This window comes from Agrilactobacillus fermenti (assembly GCF_021030645.1).
Taxonomy (GTDB): domain Bacteria; phylum Bacillota; class Bacilli; order Lactobacillales; family Lactobacillaceae; genus Agrilactobacillus; species Agrilactobacillus fermenti.
The window spans coordinates 25862-48140 of sequence record NZ_JACGCJ010000007.1; the positions used below are offsets into that span (position 1 = coordinate 25862).

26 protein-coding genes are annotated in these 22279 nt (G+C 39.0%); 24 read left to right on the forward strand and 2 right to left on the reverse strand.

All coding sequences use genetic code 11. From position 1 onward, the window contains the following. Positions 1–398: 398 nt before the first annotated feature. The 10 genes from FHQ08_RS03560 (at position 399) to FHQ08_RS03605 (ending at position 8263) form a co-directional block, all read left to right on the forward strand. The gene (locus FHQ08_RS03560) at positions 399–851 is read left to right on the forward strand and encodes a hypothetical protein (protein ID WP_230913022.1); all 453 of its coding nucleotides are present in this window, start codon (positions 399–401) and stop codon (positions 849–851) included. Positions 852–927: 76 nt separating this feature from the next. Beyond that, positions 928–1320, forward strand: coding sequence for a hypothetical protein (locus FHQ08_RS03565; RefSeq protein ID WP_230913023.1), 393 nt, complete (start codon positions 928–930; stop codon positions 1318–1320). A gap of 164 nt (positions 1321–1484) precedes the next feature. Beyond that, on the forward strand, positions 1485–2126 hold the full coding sequence (locus FHQ08_RS03570) for a DNA-3-methyladenine glycosylase (protein ID WP_230913024.1): 642 nt from the start codon (positions 1485–1487) through the stop codon (positions 2124–2126). Continuing rightward, complete coding sequence (locus FHQ08_RS03575) at positions 2104–2607, forward strand: DUF3013 family protein (RefSeq protein WP_230913025.1); 504 nt, start codon at positions 2104–2106, stop codon at positions 2605–2607. Before FHQ08_RS03570 ends, FHQ08_RS03575 begins: the two co-directional genes overlap by 23 nt. 20 nt (positions 2608–2627) lie before the next feature. Beyond that, positions 2628–3584, forward strand: coding sequence for a 50S ribosomal protein L11 methyltransferase (prmA, locus tag FHQ08_RS03580; RefSeq protein WP_230913026.1), 957 nt, complete (start codon positions 2628–2630; stop codon positions 3582–3584). Next, positions 3584–4339: an RsmE family RNA methyltransferase gene (locus FHQ08_RS03585; RefSeq protein WP_230913027.1), complete on the forward strand. Its 756-nt coding sequence runs from the start codon at positions 3584–3586 to the stop codon at positions 4337–4339. The genes prmA and FHQ08_RS03585 overlap by 1 nt, the downstream gene beginning before the upstream one ends. A gap of 82 nt (positions 4340–4421) precedes the next feature. Continuing rightward, on the forward strand, positions 4422–4769 hold the full coding sequence (locus FHQ08_RS03590) for a hypothetical protein (protein WP_230913028.1): 348 nt from the start codon (positions 4422–4424) through the stop codon (positions 4767–4769). A gap of 160 nt (positions 4770–4929) precedes the next feature. Next, positions 4930–7167: a RelA/SpoT family protein gene (locus FHQ08_RS03595; RefSeq protein WP_230913029.1), complete on the forward strand. Its 2238-nt coding sequence runs from the start codon at positions 4930–4932 to the stop codon at positions 7165–7167. Positions 7168–7173: 6 nt separating this feature from the next. Further along, positions 7174–7620 (forward strand): D-aminoacyl-tRNA deacylase, encoded by a 447-nt coding sequence (gene dtd / locus FHQ08_RS03600; RefSeq protein ID WP_230913030.1) that lies wholly within the window; start codon positions 7174–7176, stop codon positions 7618–7620. A 19-nt stretch (positions 7621–7639) separates the two neighbouring features. Then, positions 7640–8263, forward strand: coding sequence for an HAD-IA family hydrolase (locus FHQ08_RS03605; protein ID WP_230913031.1), 624 nt, complete (start codon positions 7640–7642; stop codon positions 8261–8263). Positions 8264–8353: 90 nt separating this feature from the next. On the opposite strand, the gene FHQ08_RS03610 is transcribed toward FHQ08_RS03605, so the two are convergent. Then, complete coding sequence (locus tag FHQ08_RS03610) at positions 8354–9673, reverse strand: N-acetylmuramoyl-L-alanine amidase (RefSeq protein ID WP_230913032.1); 1320 nt, start codon at positions 9671–9673, stop codon at positions 8354–8356. A 410-nt stretch (positions 9674–10083) separates the two neighbouring features. Here FHQ08_RS03610 and hisS point away from each other — a divergent pair, with 410 nt between their 5' ends. From hisS to FHQ08_RS03640, 6 genes are all read left to right on the forward strand, one after another. Beyond that, positions 10084–11382 carry a histidine--tRNA ligase gene (hisS, locus tag FHQ08_RS03615; RefSeq protein WP_230913033.1) on the forward strand — a complete coding sequence of 433 codons (1299 nt, stop codon included), beginning with the start codon at positions 10084–10086 and terminating at the stop codon, positions 11380–11382. Continuing rightward, positions 11383–13158 (forward strand): aspartate--tRNA ligase, encoded by a 1776-nt coding sequence (gene aspS, locus FHQ08_RS03620; protein ID WP_230913034.1) that lies wholly within the window; start codon positions 11383–11385, stop codon positions 13156–13158. 118 nt (positions 13159–13276) lie between these two features. Then, positions 13277–13729, forward strand: a complete 453-nt coding sequence (msrB, locus tag FHQ08_RS03625) for a peptide-methionine (R)-S-oxide reductase MsrB (RefSeq protein WP_230913035.1) — start codon at positions 13277–13279, stop codon at positions 13727–13729. A gap of 25 nt (positions 13730–13754) precedes the next feature. Beyond that, positions 13755–14279 (forward strand): peptide-methionine (S)-S-oxide reductase MsrA, encoded by a 525-nt coding sequence (gene msrA, locus FHQ08_RS03630; RefSeq protein WP_230913036.1) that lies wholly within the window; start codon positions 13755–13757, stop codon positions 14277–14279. A 136-nt stretch (positions 14280–14415) separates the two neighbouring features. Continuing rightward, positions 14416–15291 (forward strand): YitT family protein, encoded by an 876-nt coding sequence (locus FHQ08_RS03635; protein WP_230913037.1) that lies wholly within the window; start codon positions 14416–14418, stop codon positions 15289–15291. Positions 15292–15305: 14 nt separating this feature from the next. Beyond that, positions 15306–16196 (forward strand): deoxyribonuclease IV, encoded by an 891-nt coding sequence (locus tag FHQ08_RS03640; RefSeq protein ID WP_230913038.1) that lies wholly within the window; start codon positions 15306–15308, stop codon positions 16194–16196. On the opposite strand, the gene FHQ08_RS03645 is transcribed toward FHQ08_RS03640, so the two are convergent. Next, positions 16197–17033 carry a pyruvate, water dikinase regulatory protein gene (locus tag FHQ08_RS03645; protein ID WP_269073857.1) on the reverse strand — a complete coding sequence of 279 codons (837 nt, stop codon included), beginning with the start codon at positions 17031–17033 and terminating at the stop codon, positions 16197–16199. Positions 17034–17225: 192 nt separating this feature from the next. Here FHQ08_RS03645 and rpsU point away from each other — a divergent pair, with 192 nt between their 5' ends. The 8 genes from rpsU to recO all read left to right on the forward strand — a co-directional run bounded on the left by rpsU (position 17226) and on the right by recO (position 22000). Further along, on the forward strand, positions 17226–17402 hold the full coding sequence (gene rpsU, locus FHQ08_RS03650; protein WP_230913039.1) for a 30S ribosomal protein S21: 177 nt from the start codon (positions 17226–17228) through the stop codon (positions 17400–17402). A gap of 18 nt (positions 17403–17420) precedes the next feature. Next, positions 17421–17870, forward strand: a complete 450-nt coding sequence (locus FHQ08_RS03655; RefSeq protein ID WP_230913040.1) for a GatB/YqeY domain-containing protein — start codon at positions 17421–17423, stop codon at positions 17868–17870. A gap of 135 nt (positions 17871–18005) precedes the next feature. Then, positions 18006–18992 carry a PhoH family protein gene (locus FHQ08_RS03660; RefSeq protein ID WP_230913041.1) on the forward strand — a complete coding sequence of 329 codons (987 nt, stop codon included), beginning with the start codon at positions 18006–18008 and terminating at the stop codon, positions 18990–18992. After that, positions 18989–19456 carry an rRNA maturation RNase YbeY gene (ybeY, locus tag FHQ08_RS03665; RefSeq protein WP_230913042.1) on the forward strand — a complete coding sequence of 156 codons (468 nt, stop codon included), beginning with the start codon at positions 18989–18991 and terminating at the stop codon, positions 19454–19456. The genes FHQ08_RS03660 and ybeY overlap by 4 nt, the downstream gene beginning before the upstream one ends. Further along, complete coding sequence (locus FHQ08_RS03670) at positions 19440–19847, forward strand: diacylglycerol kinase family protein (protein WP_230913043.1); 408 nt, start codon at positions 19440–19442, stop codon at positions 19845–19847. The genes ybeY and FHQ08_RS03670 overlap by 17 nt, the downstream gene beginning before the upstream one ends. Before the next feature lie 26 nt (positions 19848–19873). Next, positions 19874–20284, forward strand: a complete 411-nt coding sequence (gene cdd, locus FHQ08_RS03675) for a cytidine deaminase (RefSeq protein ID WP_230913044.1) — start codon at positions 19874–19876, stop codon at positions 20282–20284. Further along, entirely contained in the window at positions 20277–21191 is a 915-nt protein-coding gene (era, locus tag FHQ08_RS03680) for a GTPase Era (protein ID WP_230913045.1), read from the forward strand. The genes cdd and era overlap by 8 nt, the downstream gene beginning before the upstream one ends. A 2-nt stretch (positions 21192–21193) precedes the next feature. Beyond that, the gene (gene recO / locus FHQ08_RS03685; RefSeq protein WP_230913046.1) at positions 21194–22000 is read left to right on the forward strand and encodes a DNA repair protein RecO; all 807 of its coding nucleotides are present in this window, start codon (positions 21194–21196) and stop codon (positions 21998–22000) included. Positions 22001–22279: the final 279 nt, after the last annotated feature.

Genomic DNA, 22279 nt, shown 5'->3' on the forward strand with positions numbered 1-22279 from the left:
GTTCGCAATGATAGTAGTCATTTGAAAAGTGTACAGAATGCTTTTTCAAAATTAAAGAAATCGTATCACAAAATAAATAAGGGCAAATAAAAAGCTACCTAATAAATTTAGGTAGCTCTTTTGTTACGGCATCAGTCACCGATAAGTTGATTATTCAGCTTTATCGGGAGCTGATGCCTTTAACAATATTCCGCTTGTCAAAAGACATCACCTCCTTATCTGACACGTATATTAGCACATCGATTTGAACAGGTCAACTAATAATAATCGTCGTTTTTTATTACAACAACATTAAATAACAAACGTGATTAATTATAATATTAAAGTTATCTTGACTATAAATAAAATTATGATATGCTTAGTTTGTAAACAAATGGACAATAAGGAGATGAATGGTAATGAGTAAAACAACAGGTTATCAAAATTTTGAATTTGCAAAGTTATATATTGAGTTTTTAAGAAATCAGGTATTTAAGTTCAACGTAATGGATGATGTGTTCAATGAGTATGATAAAACGATTTTGAATGTTGATAATGGGAATTGTCTTGCTAGCGAAAACCTTCATGACCTTAAAGAATATTATTCAAAAAATAAACTTAAATATGACCAACTATGTGATCAAATGAACATTGTGCCAGTTCCGGATGATTACGAAATGACTCATAAAAAGATTGTTAGAGCTTTAGAACAGTACCAAGCTTCACTTTCCGCATGTAGCGATGCAATTGATCCTTTTAATAACGAAATATGCTCACAAATAATAAGAAAACAAAATAGTCGACGTACAAAAGCTAAAGAAAAAATGGAGGCCGCTTTAGATAAAATTCAGCAATTAAAGATGTGTTTCTAAGTCTTAATTCTGCCACAGACCTTGCCTAAAAGAGTATAATATGCTTTACAAGCATAAAAACTGAGGTGGCAATATTATGTTACGCTTCAAATGGCATATTATGATCTATAAAGCGAATTTTGAGCAACAATTAATCGATGACTTTTTTGCAAATATTTATCATCAGCGTGATAATAGTGGCTTGCATTACAAAAAACTATCTATTGATGGTAATACGAATGAAATGATGTTTGCGACATTGTGGTTTGAATCTGAGGAAAACTTATCACAAATTACTTTAGAACAAATTGCCAAACATATCTATACACAGCTAATGATTGGCCAACAATTTGGTTTACCTACTTATGCACGTATTTTGAGTGAACCTCTAACAACATTAGGCATTGAAATGACGCCGTACCATTCTGGCGAATATGATATTACTTTTTGGGGTGTCCCCAGCAATTCAAAATTCACATCTAATAGTTGATGCTTTGCTAATAACTTAAGATTTTTTGATAACGGTGTAACTGTGGTTCAGGAATTTCCTGGACCACTTTTTGTTGCGTAACTATATCTGATCTTTAAAAAATTCCCACTACAATAATAGGCCTAATTTTGATATGATTACTAGTTGTAAATGAAGGGATCAAGATGAATCAAATATTTTTAAGTAACGATACTGTTGCAGTCGCTCGAGCGTTACTTGGGCAAGAGCTTACCTATAATGATGGTCACACGCAATATAGAGGATTGATCGTAGAGACAGAGGCTTACTTAGGCGAACGAGATGCAACTTCTCATGCTTTTAAGGGTCGTAGAACTAAGCGTAATGAAGCACTTTATGGTCCCCGCGGGTCTATTTATGTATACACAATGCGCGGCTTATTTTTGTTAAATTTCATTACTGAAGCAAAAAACAAACCACGAGGCATATTGATTCGCGGACTTGAACCAACGGCAGGTTTGCCTCAAATGATTCAAAATCGTCATGGCAAAACTGGCCCAGAATTGACCAATGGTCCAGGTAAATTAACGCAGGCGATCAATTTACATACTTTGGCCTATAATGGCCAGCAATTAGGTTCGGTCCCCTTAAACCTATCAAGGCAACAAATACGGCAGCCACAAACGATCCGCGCCTTACCACGGATCGGTGTGCCCAATAAAGGCCGCTGGACAGAAGCTAATTTGCGCTTTGTTGTCTGGGGTAATCCATATGTTTCAAAAATGCCTAAATCAGCAATTGATTGGCAGAATAGGGGTTGGCAAAATGAAAAAACAAACCATGGATGATTACTTATATGATGGTATCCAGCGACTAGATTTTGATGGCACAATCGAATTGAACTGGGATCAACAAGTACACGTCTTCGAAGTTTTACTCACAATGGAAGCCCAAAATACATCTGGCGAAGTTTTGACTTTAACGGATAACGATCAGACCCCAACGCAGCCTGGCGAAGCCGTACAGTATCAGGATGCGGTGTTATTTTATGATCAAACAAAATTAAATGGCGCTGATTTTACTGACGATTATTTAGTCACATTACCTTTTGATGGAAAAAAAGGGATTTCTAAGGCAACAGTTGATGCTTTTTTGATTACCTTCCAAGATGTTTTAGATGACGGACTTAGCGATTTGATGGATTTTCTAGATCCCAACAGTAAAGCGGAAACTTTCTTATTACAGTGGCATGCAGATGAATTTCAAACCACACTTGAAAATCGACCAACTTCTGACAAACAAATTTTTTTAGCATATCCCCGTTATTAATAATTGAAAGGAATGAGTAAATGAAATGGATTAAGCTTTCTGTATCAACAACCTCTGAAAGTGTTGAAGCTGTTTCCGAAATCTTAACAGAACTAGGCGCAAAGGGTGTTGAAATTCAAGACGCTGCTGATTTTAAACACATCGATCCTGAAGCAATCGGACCTTACGGCGAGGTAGAAGATGTTGCTTCAATCCCACATTTGCAGCAAGGCGCGGTAGTTGCTGCGTATTTTGCCGATGACCAATCTATTAAAACCATAACGCAACAACTGAACCAACGTATCCAAGCCTTACCAAAATTTGGGTTATCTATTGGGGCTGGAACTATTAAAACAACAAGTATTAAAGACGAAGATTGGGCTGAAGCGTGGAAAAAGTATTATCATCCAACCCAAATTACACGTTTTCTGACAGTTGTTCCGGATTGGGAAACTTATCATCCAACAACACCAGATGAATACACGGTTATTCTAGATCCTGGCATGTCCTTCGGCACCGGTACACACCCAACGACAACCTTGGCTTTGTTGGCTTTAGAAAAAGTGCTGCGCTCCGGTCAAACTGTTTTCGACATTGGGACCGGCTCGGGCATTTTAAGTATTGCGGCTAGCAAAATGGGGGCTGGTCTAGTCAAGGCATACGATTTGGACCAGGTCGCAGTGGCTGCTGCGAAAGCAAACGTTGCGTTGAATTCGGATGTTAATAATATTTCGGTAATGCCAAGTAATTTATTTCAAAGTGTCACAGGGCGGGCAGATCTGATTCTAGCTAATATTCTTGCTGAGATTATCGATTTAATGATTCCGGATATTGATACTTTTCTACGTTCAAAGGGACGAATTATTTTTTCGGGTATTATTAAGGACAAATTACCAGCAATCGAGCAACGTTTGGCTGCCTATCATTTGGCAATCGAAACTAAGTTACAGGAAAAAGAATGGGTCGCTTTGATTGTTGGCCGCGAGGATGAATTATAGTGCAACAATATTTTGTTGAAGGTTCTTTAAGTGTTGACCGGCTTTATACGGTCACTGATAAACGGATTATACATCACATTGCTAAAGTGATGCGTATGCAGCCTGATGATCAAATTGAATTAGTTGACGCCACGCAGCAACCATTTCTAGCAGTGATTCAAAAAATAGATATCTCCGGTACTGAAATCCAGGTAAGACCAATCAATGGATTAAATCGGCAGACAGAGTTACCTGCAAAACCCATTTTACTTTGTGGCTTACCAAAACGAGAGAAAAGTGAATGGATCGTCCAAAAGGGGACTGAGCTCGGTGCCGATAAAATATACTTTTTTGCTAGTGAGCGGGCTGTGAGTCGTTGGGATGAGAAAAAAGCCATAAAAAAGTTACAACGTCTACAGACAATTGCTTTGTCCGCGGCGGAACAAAGCCACCGCAACACCATTCCTGAGATTAAATTCCTGCAAAACTTAAAAGATCTCAAGTTTGAAGTTCAAGCTACCAAGTTAATTGCTTATGAAGAAAGTGCTAAGTCCAGCGAAACGAAGGCATTAGTGCTAGCGTTGCAAGCGCATCAGCCAAAAACACCAACTTACTGCGTCTTTGGCCCAGAAGGCGGTATCTCATCTAATGAAGTCGCCTATCTAGTTTCTCAAGGATTTACACCTATTGGGTTAGGACCGAGAATTTTGCGTACCGAAACTGCTCCGCTTTATTTTTTGAGTGCTTTATCTTTTTATTTCGAATTAAAAGGATAATCGTCCAAAAATGATAGGGTTTCAGAAAACTTTGTGCTATTATTTTAGTTATTGAAAAAGTTAGAAATGAATGGAACGAAATATGCAAAAAATAAAGATTTTAGTTCGTAAACGTCCAGTTTTTTATGGGCTTATTAGTTTGATATTAGCAGTGGTGGTCCCAATTCTTTGTACACTACTACATGTGCCCAAGGCAGTACGGATTCTGTGGTTATTTTTAGTAATCGATACTTTATTTTGTATTTGGGTGGGCTATGATATCCAGCGCACAAATCAACGATGGTGGTCAATGCTAATTTTCCCAATTATTTTTTTGATCTTCGCTTTTTTCAAATATAATGATTATGTCTATTGGCTTAGCGCTTTTTATTTAGGTATCACTTACCTGACGTTAGGGCTATATCAAAAAAATAAGCATACAACCAATTAAACAACTTTAAGCATTCAAAATTGCCTTTATAATTTATTTCCAATAAAATAGGCACTAGTATATGATAAGGCTGGCAAAGTGGACCGCTGGTTCTCTGTTCCAGTCTTTTTTATAATATCTTATGACAACTAAAATTAACGAACATATGGGGAGTGATCATATGGCTGAAGAAAAAGAATTAAGTCAAGATGAAGTTATGACAATCTGCAGTGAATATATGAATGAGGCACATTTACAATTCGTTAAAAAAGCCTATGATTTTGCGGCCTATGTTCATAAAGAACAAAAGCGTCAGTCAGGTGAGCCGTATATCATTCACCCTGTTCAAGTGGCAGGCATTTTAGCAGAACTCAAAATGGATCCTGAAACAGTAGCTTCTGGATATTTACATGATGTCGTTGAAGATACGAATATTACACTAGGTGATGTGGAAGAACTTTTTGGCCACGATGTCGCAGTCATCGTTGATGGCGTCACGAAACTTGGCAAAATAAAGTACAAGTCTCATCAGGAGCAATTGGCTGAAAATCACCGTAAGATGTTATTAGCGATGGCTAAGGATCTAAGAGTGATCATGGTAAAACTGGCGGATCGTTTGCACAATATGCGAACATTACAGCATTTACGCCCCGACAAACAACGTCGGATTGCCAATGAAACTCTAGAAATTTATGCCCCATTAGCGGATCGTTTAGGTATCAGTCGCATCAAGTGGGAACTTGAAGATATCTCCTTACGGTATCTCAATCCACAGCAATATTATCGCATCGTTCACTTGATGGCTTCAAAGCGAACGGAACGTGAAAAATATATTGCTTTGGCAATTGAAGATATTAAACATGCCATTGCCGATTTAGATATTCAATATGAAATTTATGGTCGTCCAAAGCATATTTATTCTATCTATAAAAAAATGCGCGATCAGCACAAGCAATTTGATGAATTATATGATTTGTTAGCGATCCGCGTAATTGTAAATTCAATTAGAGATTGTTATGCCGTTTTAGGTTCGATTCATACAAAATGGAAACCAATGCCTGGTCGCTTTAAAGACTATATTGCCATGCCCAAAGCCAATGGCTACCAATCTCTGCACACAACCGTCATTGGGCCACAAGGGAAGCCGTTAGAAGTTCAGATTCGGACCGAAGATATGCATCACATTGCTGAATTTGGGGTTGCCGCACATTGGGCCTATAAAGAGGGTATCAAAGATCCAGTTAACTTGGATAAGAACGGTCACAAATTAGATATTTTTCGTGAAATTTTAGAAATTCAGGATGAATCTAACGATGCTGCTGATTTTATGGAAAGTGTCAAAGGTGATATTTTTTCTGATCGTGTCTACGTTTTTACACCTCGCGGGGATGTTTATGAATTACCGAAAGGCTCGATTCCTTTGGACTTTGCCTATGTGGTTCATACTGAAGTTGGTAATCACACCATCGGCGCTAAAGTTAATGGCAAGATCGTCCCTTTAAATTACCAACTTAAGAATGGCGACATTGTTGAAATGCTGACAGCAGCTAATGCAGCGCCAAGTCGAGATTGGGTTTCTTTAGTGCACACTAGCCGGGCAAGAAATAAAATCAAGCGCTATTTCAAATTAGCTGATAAAGAAGTTAATATTGAAAAAGGGCGTGAAGCACTAGAAAAAGCATTAACAGATAAAGGCTTTTTACCAAAAAAATACCTAACCAAAGAAGCGATGACCAAAGTTTTAGCTCGCTTTAACTTTGGTACAGAAAATGAGCTACTTTCGGCTATTGGTTATGGTGAAATTTCACCACTGATCGTCACTAATCGGCTGACTGAATCGGATCGCAAAGAAAAAGAAGTAGAGGCTCAAAAGGCGCGAGAAAAAGAAGTCTTTGAAAGTAATCCAACTCATGGGAAAAATACGCATAAACCAGAGACAACCGAAAAGCGTTCGTCCACAAGCAGCAATGACAATATTATTATTCAAGGCGTAGACAATCTATTGGTTCATTTAGCAAAATGCTGTAACCCAGTACCCGGTGATGATATTGTCGGCTATGTAACTAAAGGCCGAGGTGTCACAATTCATCGTAGCGATTGTCCAAATATTCAAAATGCCAAGTCGATTCCTGGTAGATTGATTGACGTTTCTTGGCGAGATGGTTTCAACTCCAACCAGGCTTATAACACTGATCTAGAGATTTACGGTTATAATCGAAATGGCTTACTCAATGACGTCCTGCAGTCTTTAAACTCACAAACCAAGAATTTGAACAATGTAAACGGCCGTGTAGATCACAATAAAATGGCGAATATCCACGTAACCGTTGGTGTAAATAATTCAGCTCATCTTGAACGATTGATCGACAGCTTAAAAAATATTCCCGATATTTATGAAGTTAAACGGGCACAAGGGTGATAACGAATGAAAGTAATTTTACAACGGGTAAAATCAGCCCATGTCCGTATTGCGGACAAAATCGTTGGCGCTATTGATCAGGGTTTTTTATTATTAGTTGGGATTGAAGCCACAGACACACAAAAAGAGATTGACTATTTAGTGCATAAAATTGTCAACTTACGTGTCTTTACGGATAAAGCTGGTAAAATGAATTTACCAATTTCTGCAGTTGATGGCCAAATACTTTCGATTTCTCAATTTACGCTTTACGCCGATACGAAAAAAGGTAACCGGCCGAGCTACACTAATGCGGCGAGACCAGAGATTTCTGAACCAATTTATGATGCTTTCAACTTAGCCTTACAACGGGCAGGGCTGAAAGTAGCAACTGGTAAATTTGGTGCTGATATGGCCGTTTCGTTAGTTAACGACGGTCCTGTGACGATAATTTTTGATACAGATAATAAATAATAATGTTAGGGCGTTTTTCATGCAATTAGACAATTTTATTTGGGACTTTGATGGCACCTTATTTGATACTTATGGTCCAATTTTACAATCTTTTCAACAAGCTTTGAGTGATTTTGGGCTTCACTTTGACAAAAATGAACTTTATAAATTAATTAAAAAAGAATCGATTGGTTTTGCAATTGATCATTTTCACCAAGTATATGGCGTTGACAACAACGCTTTGAACAAGCATTACCACAAAATTGAATTTGAGCGTCAAAGTGCACCGAAACCTTTTGAAGATACAGTTGCTGTCATTAAAAGCGTGGTTAACGCAAATAAACAGAATTTTTTATACACTCATCGCGATAACCATGTGTTTGATTTTCTTGAAAACTATGACTTGAAAAATAAGTTTGTTGGCTGTGTGACGTCTGATGGTGACTTTCCACGAAAGCCAGATCCAAGTGCTTTAAATTATTTGATTCAAACTTACAATTTAGAGCCAACACGTACCGCAATGATTGGAGACCGTGCCATAGATGTGGTTGCCGGTAAAAATGCAAATATTCATACGATCTATTTTGATGTCGATCAATTTCATGATGACCATCATGCGGATGCAGTCGTTCAAAGATTACAACAGATCACTCAATATATCTAAATAATATCTAAAAAGCACACGCGCTCGAGAACAAATCGATGATTTGTCTAAAGCCTGTGTGCTTTATTAGTTCTACCTAATTTTGAAAAATCAATTACCGAAATATGCCGTTAATCCACGGTATATGTCATCAGCAACTGCTTCTTGATAACTTTCGGAAGTGATTTTAGCAAAATCTTTTGATGTATTAATATAGCCCATCTCTAGTAACACTGATGGCCGTTGATTATCTCGCAACACCTGAAAATCACCCAATCGGATGCCTTTGTTTGTCAATGGTAAATTACCAAAATTTTTATTTAACGTTGTTGCTAAGTCGTCATCTTTAGCTTTACGATAATAGTAAGTCGTAAAGCCACTGGCATCATTCTTTGCTTCTGAAGAGTCAAAATGAAAACTGATAAACGCATCAGCGTTGGCTTTATTCGCAATTTGCGGGCGTTCAGCCAATGAAACAAATTGGTCGGTACTTCGCGTTAAAATAACATTTGCCCCAGCTTCCCGTAGTTTTGAGGCTGTCATCTCAGCAACCTTTAGCGTATATGTTTTTTCAAACTTACCATTCGCTGAAACTGCACCGGAATCAGCACCGCCGTGACCAGGATCTAATACGATCGTAGCTGCGGACAAACGACTTGGTTTTTGGATCGGTATGATTTTAGCTCTTTCTGTTACGACCCAACTCGCCACATAACCAATCTTACCATCGGATGTTCGAGCTTGATACCAATTGCCACTCTGTTTAAGTAAAGTCAACGTCGTTTGTGCTGGTAGGACAGTGACAATGCTTGCCGCAGTATTAGGTTGCATTCTTAGCTTGGTATCAGCTTGATTGGTTACTAGTTCCATGGTGTTACTTAAATCAGCACTTTGATTTGTGGGGGCTGGTTGATTTTTCTGAGCTTCATTTTGACTGATTTCACTAAGCTGACTGCTCTTTAGCCAACCAACAAGTTGACCATACTTGATTTGTGTCCAATCACCACTGTTGTACAAAATAGTCACCACACTGCCAGCTGGTGGTGTGGCCAATACTTGACCGTTCTCACTTGCTGTTTGAAATAAATCCACACCAGCCGTATTGATGCGACCACTTTTTGTACTTGAATTCAGACCGATTTCGGTATTATCCACTAACCAGCTCGCCACCCAACCAATTTTCGTTTCATCTAAGCGAATCTGGTACCAGCCATTTTTTTGACCGATCACGTCAAGCCGCTGTCCGGCTTTAACTTTCGACATCACGTCATATGAGAGACTTGGCCCGGTGCGGACGTTAACGATTGCAGCCTTAACTTGAATTTGATTTTGATCAGCTAATGCCACTGCCGATCCAGTTGCTAACAAGAGGCCAAAAACAATCAGAATAATATTAAAGTATTTTTTTAGAAGCTGTAGGCTTTGTTTCATAGTGATCTTTCCCATATACGTATTTAAAGTTCATACTATAATATATCAAACTGCCACCAGCAATCGTTCATTTTTAACAAATCACATAAAAATCTTAAAGACTTTTACAATTTCTGGGTTGACTTTTTACTGTAAAATGCGGTAATCTCAGAGGTAATTAATAAATAATAATGTGCTTTTGAGAAAGACAATACATAGGGTTAGTACAGAGAGATACGGTAGCTGAAAAGTATCATGGCCTTCTGACACTTTTGAATTAAGCTTGGTACGCGCCCGTTGGCAACAACGTTATCAATTTCAGTTGATTTTAACTAGGTGGTACCGTGCGCAAGCGCCCTTGTTCTTACAAGGGCGCTTTTTCTTTTGATTTTAATTTCTCAAATACACCATCTCTAGAAAGAAGGAACTTCATGAAATACCAACGTCCAAAGGGAACAGCCGACATTTTGCCGGGTGAATCCGAGAAATGGCAATATATTGAAGCCACTGCGCGTCAAATTTTTGATCGTTATCGTTTTGCTGAAATTCGCACACCTTTATTTGAAGCTTACGATGTTTTTTCGCGTAGTTCAGGCGAAACATCTGATATTGTGACAAAAGAAATGTACGATTTTGACGATAAGGGTGGCCGGCATATGGCTCTGCGTCCAGAGGGCACAGCTGGAGTGGTTCGCGCCTTTGTGGAAAACAAACTCTATGGTCCAGAATATAATAAACCTTATAAAGTTTATTATATGGGCCCAATGTTTCGCTATGAGCGACCTCAATCTGGACGGCAACGAGAATTTCATCAAATTGGGGTTGAAGCTTTTGGCGCTGAAAATCCGGCATTAGATGTTGAAATTATCGCAATGGCAGTTCAATTATTGCAAACCTTTGGTGTTAATGATCTTAAACTAGCCATTAATACCTTAGGTGATCCCGAAACACGCCAAAACTATCATCAAGCATTAGTTGATTTCTTAAGACCACATTTTGATGAATTAAGCGACGATTCCAAGGTCCGTCTTGAAAAAAATCCGCTTCGTGTTCTAGACAGTAAGGACCCTAAAGATAAAGCAATCGTTGCGAATGCACCATCAATTTTGGATTATTTGACAGCGGATGCGCAAAAACACTTCGAAACTGTCAAACAATTACTGACCGATTTAAAAATTAACTATGTCATCGATGCCAATATGGTTCGTGGATTAGATTATTATAATCATACGATTTTTGAAATTATGACGACTAGTCCTGCATTTGACAATAAAGAAACCACCGTTATTGCTGGCGGCCGCTATGACGGTTTAGTTAAAGAATTAGGCGGTCCCGAAACATCTGGCTTTGGTTTTGGATTAGGTGTCGAACGTTTGATTCTTTTGCTTGATGCCGCTAAAGCAGCAAAAATGAAACACGATTTAGATGTTTATATTGTTGGGCTAGGTTCGGATACATCAGACACGACTTTAGCTTTAGCCCAAGCCTTGCGCGCGCAAGGCTTCTCTGCAGACCGGGATTTCTTGAATCGTAAAGCCAAAGCTCAGTTTAAATCTGCCAATCGTAATAACGCCGCTGTAGTAATTACAATTGGCGATGAAGAGCTGGCTCAACAAACAGCACAAGTTAAAGATATGAAAACAGGACAACAAAAATCAGTTGCTATGGCAACATTGACCAACAACTTTAAGGGTGTTTATCAAGAATTTAGAGATAGTGAGGAAAAATAATTGAAAAAACGAACAAATTACGCGGGCTTAATTACTGAGTCGTACGTTGGTCAGACAGTCACATTATATGGTTGGGTGCAAAAGCGTCGTGATTTAGGCAATTTAATTTTTATTGACTTACGTGATCGTGAAGGTATCTTGCAGTTGGTTTTCAGCAAAGAGTTTTCAGAGACAGCTTTGGCAACTGCTGAAACATTACGAGCAGAATTTGTCATCGAAGCTGAGGGAAAAGTTGTGGCACGGGCAGAAAATGCTATCAACCCTAAAATGACCACTGGTAAAGTCGAAGTTGAAGTCAGCAATGTCAAGATTTTGAACAAATCTAAGACGCCGCCGTTTTATATTGAAGACGGCGTTGCCGCCTCAGAGGACCTTAAATTAAAATATCGTTATCTAGACTTACGCCGCCCAGAGATGTCTAAGGCAATTCGAACTCGGGCTCAAATCATGAAATCTGTCCATCACTTCTTTGATCGTCAAGATTTTATTGAAATTGAAACGCCTAATTTAACAAAATCAACCCCTGAAGGCGCACGAGACTACTTGGTCCCATCTCGGGTATATCCAGGAAGTTTCTTTGCTTTGCCACAATCACCACAGCTATTTAAACAATTGTTAATGAGCGCCGGCTTTGACCGCTACTATCAAATTGCCCGTTGCTTCCGGGATGAAGATTTGCGCGGTGATCGGCAACCAGAGTTTACCCAAATTGATATGGAAACCAGCTTTTTAGATGCAAAAGGCATTCAAGAATTGACTGAAGGCTTAATTGCTGAAATCATGCATGATGAGAAGGGCATTGATGTCAAACTGCCATTCCCACGGATGGATTGGGATGAAGCTATGGCACGTTTTGGTTCAGACAAGCCAGATACTCGTTTTGGGATGGAATTACAGGATCTCTCTGAATTGTTTAAGGATAGTGATTTCAAAGTCTTTAGTGGTGCTATCCAAAACGGAGGTCAAGTCAAAGCAATCGTGGTGCCAGATGCGGCTGATAAATATTCTCGTAAAGATATTGAAGCTCAGCAAGAGCACATCAAACGTTATGGTGCTAAGGGCTTGGCATTTGTAAAAGTAACAGCTGACGACCTAACTGGACCAGTAGCCAAATTCATCAAAGCACAACGCACCGAATTATTACAAACACTCGATGCCAAAGCTGGTGATTTAATTTTATTTGTCGCTGATACACGGAAAGTCGTTGCCGATAGCTTGGGCTATTTAAGATTACATTTTGCGCATGATTTGGATATGATCGACGAAACACAGTTCAACTTCTTATGGGTCGTTAATTGGCCACTATTTGAATATGATGAAGGTATTCATCGCTGGACAGCGGCACATCATCCATTTACAATGCCAAATGAGGCAGATCTGCACTACTTAGATGAAGGTGAAGACCCTCATAAAGCCCATGCCCAAAGTTATGATATCGTCTTAAATGGTTATGAATTGGGCGGCGGTTCGATTCGTATTCATACGCGGGAAGTTCAGGAAAAAATGTTGCGTGCTTTAGGCTTTACCAAAGAAAGAGCTGAAAGCCAATTTGGTTTCTTACTAGATGCCTTGAATTATGGTTTCCCACCACATGGCGGCTTAGCAATTGGTTTAGATCGCTTTGCCATGCTATTATCTGGCCGTGATAATATTCGTGATGTCATCGCCTTTCCAAAAAATTCCAAAGCCACTGAGCCAATGACAAATGCGCCAATGCCAGTTGCCGCAGAACAATTAGATGAATTAGGTATTGAAGTCGAAAAACCTTTAGACTAATTTAACTTTTTTGTAGTTAAAAAACTTAGTTCATAAAAGTGAACGTGTATTGCTTAGCTGAGCAATCTAATTGTGCAAAATTGAATATTCGGTATAATTGAATCTGGAGGTGTGGCTTATGTCTAACCAAGATACGGATCAAAAATCACTTGATCTAGCTAAATTAAAACAACGCTTAACCCCAGAACAGTACAATGTCACCCAACATGCAGCGACAGAGCGGCCATTTTCTGGTGAATATGATGACTTTTATGAACCTGGAATATACGTCGACGTTGTCAGCGGTGAACCATTGTTTTCATCACTGGATAAATATGATGCTGGTTGCGGTTGGCCATCATTTACCAAACCAATTGCTAAATTGAAAGAAAAGCGTGACCGTTCTTTTCTAATGGAACGTACCGAAGTCCGCAGTCAAGAGGCAGATTCTCATTTAGGCCATGTTTTTACGGACGGTCCTCAAGATAAAGGCGGCCTACGCTACTGTATCAATTCAGCTGCCCTACGTTTTGTGCCCAAATCAGAGTTACAAACACAGGGGTACGGTGCTTACTTAAAATTATTTGACTAATTCCGAATCAGAAAGCGTGATATTAATGACAGTTGAAAAAGCAATTTTTGCTGGCGGGTGTTTTTGGTGTATGGTTCAACCATTTGATACCCAGCCAGGCGTGATCTCAGTTGTTTCTGGCTATACCGGTGGGCATGTTGCCAATCCGACATACGAACAAGTATTAACACACAAAACTGGTCATACTGAGGCCGTTGAGATCACATTCGATAATGATGTCATGAGTTATGAAGATCTAGTTAATATTTACTGGCAAGTTACTGACCCTACTGATGCCATGGGGCAATTTCAAGACCGTGGTGATAATTATCGCCCTGTTATTTTTGTAAACTCGTCTGAGCAACGGACTATCGCCGAAAAGTCTAAAGCCGCTCTTGCTGCTAGTGGGCGCTTTGATAAACCAATCGTAACTCAAATCGAAACTGCTAAACCATTTTATCCAGCTGAGACCTACCACCAAGATTTTTATAAGAAAGATCCTAGCCGGTATGCCTTAGAAGAAGCCGGTGGCCGGGCACAATTTATCAAAAGCCATTGGCACAAAAATTAAAAGCTGACCTTTAATTTTTATGAAATTAAACAGCTAAAAAGGACAGGGCAATCTTATTGCAAACCTGTCCTTTTTTTAGTTATATGATAAAATCTAATTTATTCAAACTCAAAGGAAAATGAGGCAAAATTAATTCATGATAGAATTAGATCGAATTGTCCGGCGCCATCAGAATTTTAGTAGAGCAACGAGTGCTTTTTTCTACGCACTATCCGTTGCGTTTGCGCTTAATTTCTTTTGGGAGCCGGGCGGAATTTATGCATCAGGGATTACCGGTGCAGCTCAATTGGTGGCGACGATTACCAAACACTGGGCAGTACCCTTATCAACACCGGTGATGTTAACTGTTTTAAATGCACCGCTATTTATCTTAGCTTGGCGAAAAATTGGCCATCATTTTACAATATTTACGATGCTATCTGTTATTTTATCTAGTATATTGATCAAGGTAATTGTTGTTAAGACAGTGATCAATGATCCAATTATCTGTGCTATTTTTGGAGCTATTTTTAATGGTATCGGCACCGGTTTAGCTTTGCGTAATGGTATCTCAACCGGGGGCTTAGATATCTTGGGCATCACGTTGCGTAAAAAAACAGGTCGAAGTGTGGGCACAATTAATATCGCCTTTAATGTCATGATACTGATTGCTGCGGGCTTTGTTTACAGCTGGCCCCATGCTTTTTACAGCGCTCTAGGTATTTTCATCAATGGTCGTGTGATCGACATGCTCTACACTCGAGATCGGCGTTTGCAAGTTATGATCGTGACCAGTCGGCCCAAAGCAGTCATTACGCAAATTCAAAATGAGATGCCCCGGGGGATCACCATTGTTCACGATGCAGAAGGGGCGTATAAACATCAAGAAAAAACCATTTTATTTACCGTCATTTCTCAGTTTGAGATCTACGATTTGGAGAACGCAATGAAACTGGCGGATGAGCATGCTTTTGTTAGTATTACCAGTGCCGTTAAGATTATCGGCCGTTTTTATGAACCAAAACAAGAATAATTGGAGGTATGAAAATGATCATTGGCTCACATGTTTCTATGAAAGGCAAAGAAATGCTTCTCGGATCCGCGCAAGAGGCAGCAGGTTACCATGCGGATACCATGATGGTCTATACTGGTGCGCCGCAAAATACACGTCGAAAGGCCATTTCAGAAATGAATATTCCAGCTGGTCAGGCCTATATGGCGGCACACAATATTCAATCTGTCGTTGTTCATGCGCCTTATATTATCAACTTAGGAAACACGGTCAAGCCGCAAAATTACGGCTTTGCCGTTGAATTTATGCGTCAGGAGGTTGCTCGCGCTGATGCTTTGGGTGCGACTCAAATGGCTTTCCATCCAGGCGCTCATCTTGGCAAGGGTGCTGCTGTCGCAATTAAGCAGATCAGCAAGGGTTTAAATGAAATTATTACTAAGGATCAAAAGGTACATATTGCTATTGAAACAATGGCTGGTAAAGGTACTGAAGTTGGACGGACCTTCGAGGAAATCGCGGCCATTATTGATGGCGTTACTGAAAGCGAAAAAATTAGTGTGACTTTTGATACTTGTCACACTAATGATGCTGGTTATGATATTCGATCCGATTTTGATGGTGTTTTAAATGAATTCGATCATATTATCGGCTTAGATAAATTGCAGTTGCTTCATCTTAACGACTCTAAAAATCCACAAGGCTCTCATAAAGATCGACATGCCAATATTGGTTTCGGCACCATTGGGTTTGAGGCACTCAGTTACGTCGCCCATCATCCACAGCTGCAAGATCGTCCGATGATTCTAGAAACACCGTACGTCGGGCCTGATAAAAAACATCAATGGCCGCCTTATGGCTTTGAGATTGCGATGTTACGCCAAAATGAATTTGACCCTGACTTGCTAACTAAAATCCAAGCTCAATAACTACTTAGAGGTCTTATAGTCATAATCTTCTAAATTCAAAGCCTCCATGATGATGGTTGCTGTTTCCTCGATAGATCGATGCGCGACGTTGATGACCATACAGCCCAACTTTTTGTATAGTTTATTGGCATATTCAAGCTCTTCCCGAATTTGATCCATATTAGAATAAGTCGTATCTGGATTCAAACCATAAGCAATCATGCGCTCACGCCGAATATTATTTAATACTGTCGGGTCATTGGTTAAGCCAATGATCTTTTTTGGATCTACTTTCCACAATTCATCGGGAATATGGGCTTGAGGTACAAGTGGCAGGTTGGCAACCTTGATGTTGCGATTAGCTAAGAAAAGCGATAATGGTGTCTTAGAAGTCCGCGATACCCCTAGTAAAACCACATCGGCCTCCAAAAAACCTTTGGGATCTTTACCATCATCATACATAACGGCAAACTCCATTGCCGAAATGCGATCAAAATATTTTTCATTAAGGTGGTGCACCGCACCAGCTTCATGCGACTGCTTTAAACCAGTACGGTGAGCGACTTCGCTGATCAAAGGACCAATATAATCAATCTGAACCAAACCATTTTGTTCTGCATAATTAGCAATGATCTCACTTAGCCCCTCAGTCGCTAATGTGTGCAGAACAATGGCATGGTCACTTTTGGCTTGTTCCAAGACACGCATCAATTTTTCTTGAGTATGGACAAAAGGAAAACGACAATAGATCGGTTTAATATCTGGAAATTGGGCCATTGCAGCCTGTGCTAAGTTAAAAGCTGTCTCCCCAACGGAATCAGAAATTAAATATAAAATCACTTTTTGCTGTATTGCCATAAAAACGCCTCCATCATTCATATATTAAAATATTAGCATATTTTGCCGGAAATACTTAATTTTTAACCGCTAATGAAAAATAACTGATAATCTTTGTTGACCGACGATATTTCATTAGATATAATGATTGAGAACGGTTTGCATAACTCTTTTTGCACAGCGTTACACTCAATTGGAGGGAGGGATTTTCAAATGTCAAAAACAGTCGTTCATAAAAACGAATCTTTAGATGATGCTCTTCGTCGCTTCAAGCGTTCTGTGTCCAAAAGCGGCACACTCCAAGAATACCGCAAAAGGGAGTTTTACGAAAAACCAAGTGTTCGTCGTAAATTAAAATCAGAAGCTGCCCGCAAGCGTAAAAAATACTAGGATTAAGGAAATGATCCTTTGAGTTTATTACAACAATTAAACGAAGACATGAAGACTGCAATGAAAGCCAAAGACAAAGATCGTTTAGCTGTGATCCGGATGTTGAAAACCGCGGTTACTAATGAACAGATTAAACTTGGCCAAGATTTATCTGAAGCCGATGAACTTGCAGTCTTGTCTAGAGAATTAAAGCAGCGTAAAGAATCTCTGGCTGATTTTCAAAAAGCCAATCGTGACGATTTAATTGAACATGTTAATCATGAAATTGAAGTCGTTGAAGGTTACATGCCCAAACAATTAACTGAAGCAGAGATCAAAGATCTTGTCGATCAAACAATCCAAAAAGTACACGCTACTTCTACTAAAGACTTTGGAAAAGTAATGGGTGCATTAATGCCTCAAGTTAAGGGTAAAGCTGATGGCGGTCAGGTTAATGAGATTGTCAAAACTACTTTAACAAATTTATAGACAATCATTAGACGATCAGGAATGAGTCAAACTCAATTCTTGATCGTTTTTTAATTTAACGGTGTCTTGAATAACCGCCCATTCAAGTTAAATTATGTTATGATACTTGTATAAACTTTTGAAGGAGCTTATGTATTGACAGAAACGGTGAATACAGAAAAAGCATTTACAATTAACGATGCCAACCAAATTGTGAGCTTACTAGGTGTAAATGACCAGTATCTTCAATTGATTGAAGAGGGTTTGGATGTTGTGCTGCATCCATTTGGCTCAACTATTAAAATCACAGGTTCAGCAAAAGCCGTCACAGATGCTTATGCTGTTTTAGATAATTTATATCAATTACTGACCAAAGGCATTAGTATTAGCAGTGCTGATGTGGTTAGTGCTTTAAAAATGGCCACGAAGGGAACGTTAGAATATTTTCAAGACTTCTATAATCAAGAAATCATTCGCGATGCCAAACACCGACCTATACGTGTTAAAAATATGGGGCAGCGCCGTTATGTGGCTGCCATTGACCATAATGACGTTACTTTTGGAATTGGTCCAGCCGGAACTGGTAAGACCTATATTGCCGTTGCAAAAGCCGTTCAGGCGCTTAAAAAGGGGAAGGTCCAGCGTTTAGTATTAACTCGACCAGCTGTGGAAGCTGGGGAAAATCTTGGTTTTCTTCCAGGGGATTTAAAAGAAAAAGTTGATCCTTATCTAAGGCCTGTTTATGATGCCTTATACAATATAATGGGTACAGAACAAACCAATCGCCTTGTTGATCGCGGTGTGATCGAAATTGCACCATTGGCCTATATGCGTGGTCGGACTCTAGAAGAAGCTTTCGTAATTCTTGACGAAGCTCAGAATACAACCCGCGCACAAATGAAAATGTTCCTGACACGTCTAGGCTTTGATTCAAAGATGGTCATTAATGGTGATATTACCCAAATAGATTTACCCAACAATCAAAGAAGTGGCTTGATCGATGCCCAACGAATTTTAAAAAACATTACGCATATTCAGTTTGTAAACTTTACCGCTAACGATGTGGTCCGTCATCCCGTTGTCGCAAGTATTATTGACGCCTATGCCAAATTAGATAATTTAAAATCAGGAGAAAATGCATGAACTTAGAGATTTACGATGAAGCAAAACTTTTGACGGCAGAAGAAACTAAGATCGTTCGTGACCTGATCGACTTGGCTGCCAACAAACTTGAACTGGCAGAAGATACTGAGATGTCTATCACATTCATGACACCTCAAGAAATTCAGGCAATTAACCGAAAGTATCGTCAAGTCGATCGCCCCACAGATGTGATTAGTTTCGCCATTGAAGATGAAGATGATGGTATCGAAGCCTTAGAATCCGAACTAGGAGTTCCAAGAAATATTGGTGATTTGATGATTGCCCCAGAAATTGCGAAAGAACATGCACAACAATACGGTCATAGTTATCATCGTGAATTAGGATACACTGTCGTGCACGGCTTCTTACACTTAAATGGTTACGATCACATACAGCCCGAAGATGAGCGCAAAATGATTGCACGCCAAGAGGAGATTTTGGAGAGTTATGGTCTCACACGATAAACCCCATAAACCTCAAACTGATAAAAATCACACGTTTTGGCAATCACTGAAACATGCCACTCGTGGGGTACATTTTGCAATTGCTCATGAAAAAAATCTTAGACGTGACGTCAGTTTTACAATTATTGTTTTTGTTGTGGCTTATTTATTAAAATTATCTCGGTACGACTTCCTTTGGTTAGCACTCATGGTATTTTTGGTCATCCAAGCTGAACTTTGGAACAGTGTTGCCGAATATTTAGTCGATCTAACCACGAAACATCAATATGATTACCTAGCAAAGATCATCAAGGATCTTTCTGCCGGAATCGTTTTATTAACAGCTACTTTTGCCACGGTTATTGGTGCAATAATCTTTATCCCAGCGTTGTGGCATCTATTTTTTGCTTGAACATTGTCTGCATAGGAGCTAGAATATTGGACTCAAACTCAATAATAAATGTTTTATTTAATGCGGCTGACACAACTTTACAGCATGCTTATATACCCTATTCTCATTTTCCAGTTGCAGCAGCTTTAAGAACGCCAGAGGGTAAAATTTTCAGTGGTTGTAATGTTGAAAATGCTTCTTATGGTTTAACAATTTGTGCTGAACGAAATGCTATTTTTTCGGCTGTCAGCCAAGGGTATCAAGTCTTTGATGACCTTTTAATTTTAAGCCGATCCGTCAAACCTATGCCTTGTGGTGCATGTCGACAAGTTATGGCTGAATTCATGGCACCAACAGCAAAAATATATGTCGCTACTCAAGACAAGCAATTAATTACCTATACACTAACTGAACTATTACCTTATAGTTTTAAAAAGGAGCATTTAAACCATGACTGAAACTCAGTCTACTTTCCACTCAGGTTTCGTAGCCATTCTCGGTCGACCGAACGTTGGCAAATCTACTTTGATGAATCGTGTCATTGGCGAAAAAATTGCAATCATGTCGGATAAAGCTCAGACAACGCGAAATAAAATTAACGGCATTTATACCGATCAAACAGCCCAAATTGTTTTTGTCGATACCCCCGGTATTCACAGACCCAAGAATGACCTTGATGCATATATGGATGATGCGGCTTTATCAACACTTAAAGAGGTTGATGCGATTTTATTTATGGTTGCCGCTGATGATAAAATTGGCCCCGGCGACAAGTACATTATGAATCTTTTAAAAGATGTTAAAACACCGGTATATTTAGTGATCAATAAAATCGACCTCGTCCATCCAGATCAACTACCAGACATCTTGCATGGGTATACCGAAATTTTGAATTTTGAAGACGTATTCCCAATCTCAGCAACATTGGGCAATAACGTTGACACTTTATTAGCTAATTTAAAAACTCATTTGCCAGTTGGCCCTAAATATTATCCTGAAGATCAATTGACTGATCATCCAGAATATTTTATCGTTGCTGAATTGATTCGGGAAGCTGTTTTACACTTAACCCGAGATGAGATTCCACACTCAGTGGCTGTCATTTTAGAATCAATGAACCAAAGACTCAATAATAAACTTCAAGTTGAAGCAACAATTTATGTTGAGCGCGATAGTCAAAAGGGCATTGTAATCGGTAAGGGCGGTAAAATGCTCAAACAAATCGGTATCAATGCACGTCGGGAAATTGAAACATTAGTGGGTGAAAAAATCAATCTTAAGTTATGGGTCAAAGTTCAAAAAAATTGGCGCGATGATCCTTTATTTCTACAACGTTCAGGCTACAACTTGAAAGAGTTTAAGTAGTTATGTCTACACATGGTATTGAAGAATTTAGAGGCGTTGTTTTTTATCGTCACGATTATCGTGAAAAAGACCTATTAGTCAAAATCTTCACAGACCGTTTTGGTAAAAAAACATTCTTGATTCGTGGCGGAAAAAAGCCAAGAAATCGGCTTAAATCAGCCTTATTGCCATTTACAACAAGTACTTATATTGGTGATATCAGAGACGGCTTATCCTTTATCAATTCTGCCAAAGACACGAAAACTTTTTGGACGATTACGAATGATATTCGTCTAAATGCTTATGCAACTTATATTTTAAGTTTAGTTGACAAAGCATTTATAGATGGAGAATCTTTAAATGAGTGGTTTGATAAATCCTTGATGGCTTTAAGTTTGATTGATGATGCCCTGGATCCAGAAATTATTACTCACATTGTTGAAGTCCAATTGTTACGTAATTTTGGCGTACAACCACACCTGGAAAGTTGTGTCATTTGTCAACGGACTGATCGCCCCTATGATTATTCTGAAACATACGGTGGACTATTATGTGATCAGCATTGGCATTTAGATACGCATCGTTTCCATGCCAGTCAGCGTGCCATTTATTTTTTACGCCTATTTTCAGCAATTTCTTTAGAGCGAATCAATTCTATTAAAATCAAAGCAACCACAAAAAGTGAGCTTAAACGTATCATCGATCAAATTTATAGTGATACAGTAGGTATTTATTTAAAAAGTAAGCAATTTATTGACGACATGGATCAATGGACTACAAAATTACAACCACCTGATCAAACAACAAACTCAGATAATCCTGAAAATTAATTGACTTTGAATTTAAAAATTTGTAATATTATTTTGTACATGTTAGTAATTATGAGCTTTGACAGTGATGAAAAGAGAATCTACGAATTGAATTTCAGTGAGTGTGGCCTGGTGCGAACCACATATTCGACGTAGTTTCTGGCGTTTCGGAGTCAAATTAATCAAGTGCAGGTTCATTAGAATCTGAAATAGGGTGGAACCGCGATTTCATCGTCCCTATACTGGTATTTATATTTATCAGTATAGGGTTTTTTACTGTAAAAATTTAAAAAGGAGCCA

What these genes read in the sequence shown, in the direction of transcription:
- recO (WP_230913046.1), top strand. Translation starts at nt 21,194, where the DNA reads ATGTCTACACATGGTATTGAAGAATTTAGAGGCGTTGTTTTTTATCGT.
- FHQ08_RS03570 (WP_230913024.1), top strand. Translation starts at nt 1,485, where the DNA reads ATGAATCAAATATTTTTAAGTAACGATACTGTTGCAGTCGCTCGAGCG.
- prmA (WP_230913026.1), top strand. Translation starts at nt 2,628, where the DNA reads ATGAAATGGATTAAGCTTTCTGTATCAACAACCTCTGAAAGTGTTGAA.
- FHQ08_RS03610 (WP_230913032.1), bottom strand. Translation starts at nt 9,673, where the DNA reads ATGAAACAAAGCCTACAGCTTCTAAAAAAATACTTTAATATTATTCTG.
- hisS (WP_230913033.1), top strand. Translation starts at nt 10,084, where the DNA reads ATGAAATACCAACGTCCAAAGGGAACAGCCGACATTTTGCCGGGTGAA.
- dtd (WP_230913030.1), top strand. Translation starts at nt 7,174, where the DNA reads ATGAAAGTAATTTTACAACGGGTAAAATCAGCCCATGTCCGTATTGCG.
- FHQ08_RS03605 (WP_230913031.1), top strand. Translation starts at nt 7,640, where the DNA reads ATGCAATTAGACAATTTTATTTGGGACTTTGATGGCACCTTATTTGAT.
- FHQ08_RS03670 (WP_230913043.1), top strand. Translation starts at nt 19,440, where the DNA reads ATGGTCTCACACGATAAACCCCATAAACCTCAAACTGATAAAAATCAC.
- era (WP_230913045.1), top strand. Translation starts at nt 20,277, where the DNA reads ATGACTGAAACTCAGTCTACTTTCCACTCAGGTTTCGTAGCCATTCTC.
- FHQ08_RS03595 (WP_230913029.1), top strand. Translation starts at nt 4,930, where the DNA reads ATGGCTGAAGAAAAAGAATTAAGTCAAGATGAAGTTATGACAATCTGC.
- FHQ08_RS03590 (WP_230913028.1), top strand. Translation starts at nt 4,422, where the DNA reads ATGCAAAAAATAAAGATTTTAGTTCGTAAACGTCCAGTTTTTTATGGG.
- FHQ08_RS03635 (WP_230913037.1), top strand. Translation starts at nt 14,416, where the DNA reads ATGATAGAATTAGATCGAATTGTCCGGCGCCATCAGAATTTTAGTAGA.
- rpsU (WP_230913039.1), top strand. Translation starts at nt 17,226, where the DNA reads ATGTCAAAAACAGTCGTTCATAAAAACGAATCTTTAGATGATGCTCTT.
- msrA (WP_230913036.1), top strand. Translation starts at nt 13,755, where the DNA reads ATGACAGTTGAAAAAGCAATTTTTGCTGGCGGGTGTTTTTGGTGTATG.
- msrB (WP_230913035.1), top strand. Translation starts at nt 13,277, where the DNA reads ATGTCTAACCAAGATACGGATCAAAAATCACTTGATCTAGCTAAATTA.
- FHQ08_RS03565 (WP_230913023.1), top strand. Translation starts at nt 928, where the DNA reads ATGTTACGCTTCAAATGGCATATTATGATCTATAAAGCGAATTTTGAG.
- FHQ08_RS03645 (WP_269073857.1), bottom strand. Translation starts at nt 17,033, where the DNA reads ATGGCAATACAGCAAAAAGTGATTTTATATTTAATTTCTGATTCCGTT.
- ybeY (WP_230913042.1), top strand. Translation starts at nt 18,989, where the DNA reads ATGAACTTAGAGATTTACGATGAAGCAAAACTTTTGACGGCAGAAGAA.
- FHQ08_RS03640 (WP_230913038.1), top strand. Translation starts at nt 15,306, where the DNA reads ATGATCATTGGCTCACATGTTTCTATGAAAGGCAAAGAAATGCTTCTC.
- FHQ08_RS03575 (WP_230913025.1), top strand. Translation starts at nt 2,104, where the DNA reads ATGAAAAAACAAACCATGGATGATTACTTATATGATGGTATCCAGCGA.
- FHQ08_RS03560 (WP_230913022.1), top strand. Translation starts at nt 399, where the DNA reads ATGAGTAAAACAACAGGTTATCAAAATTTTGAATTTGCAAAGTTATAT.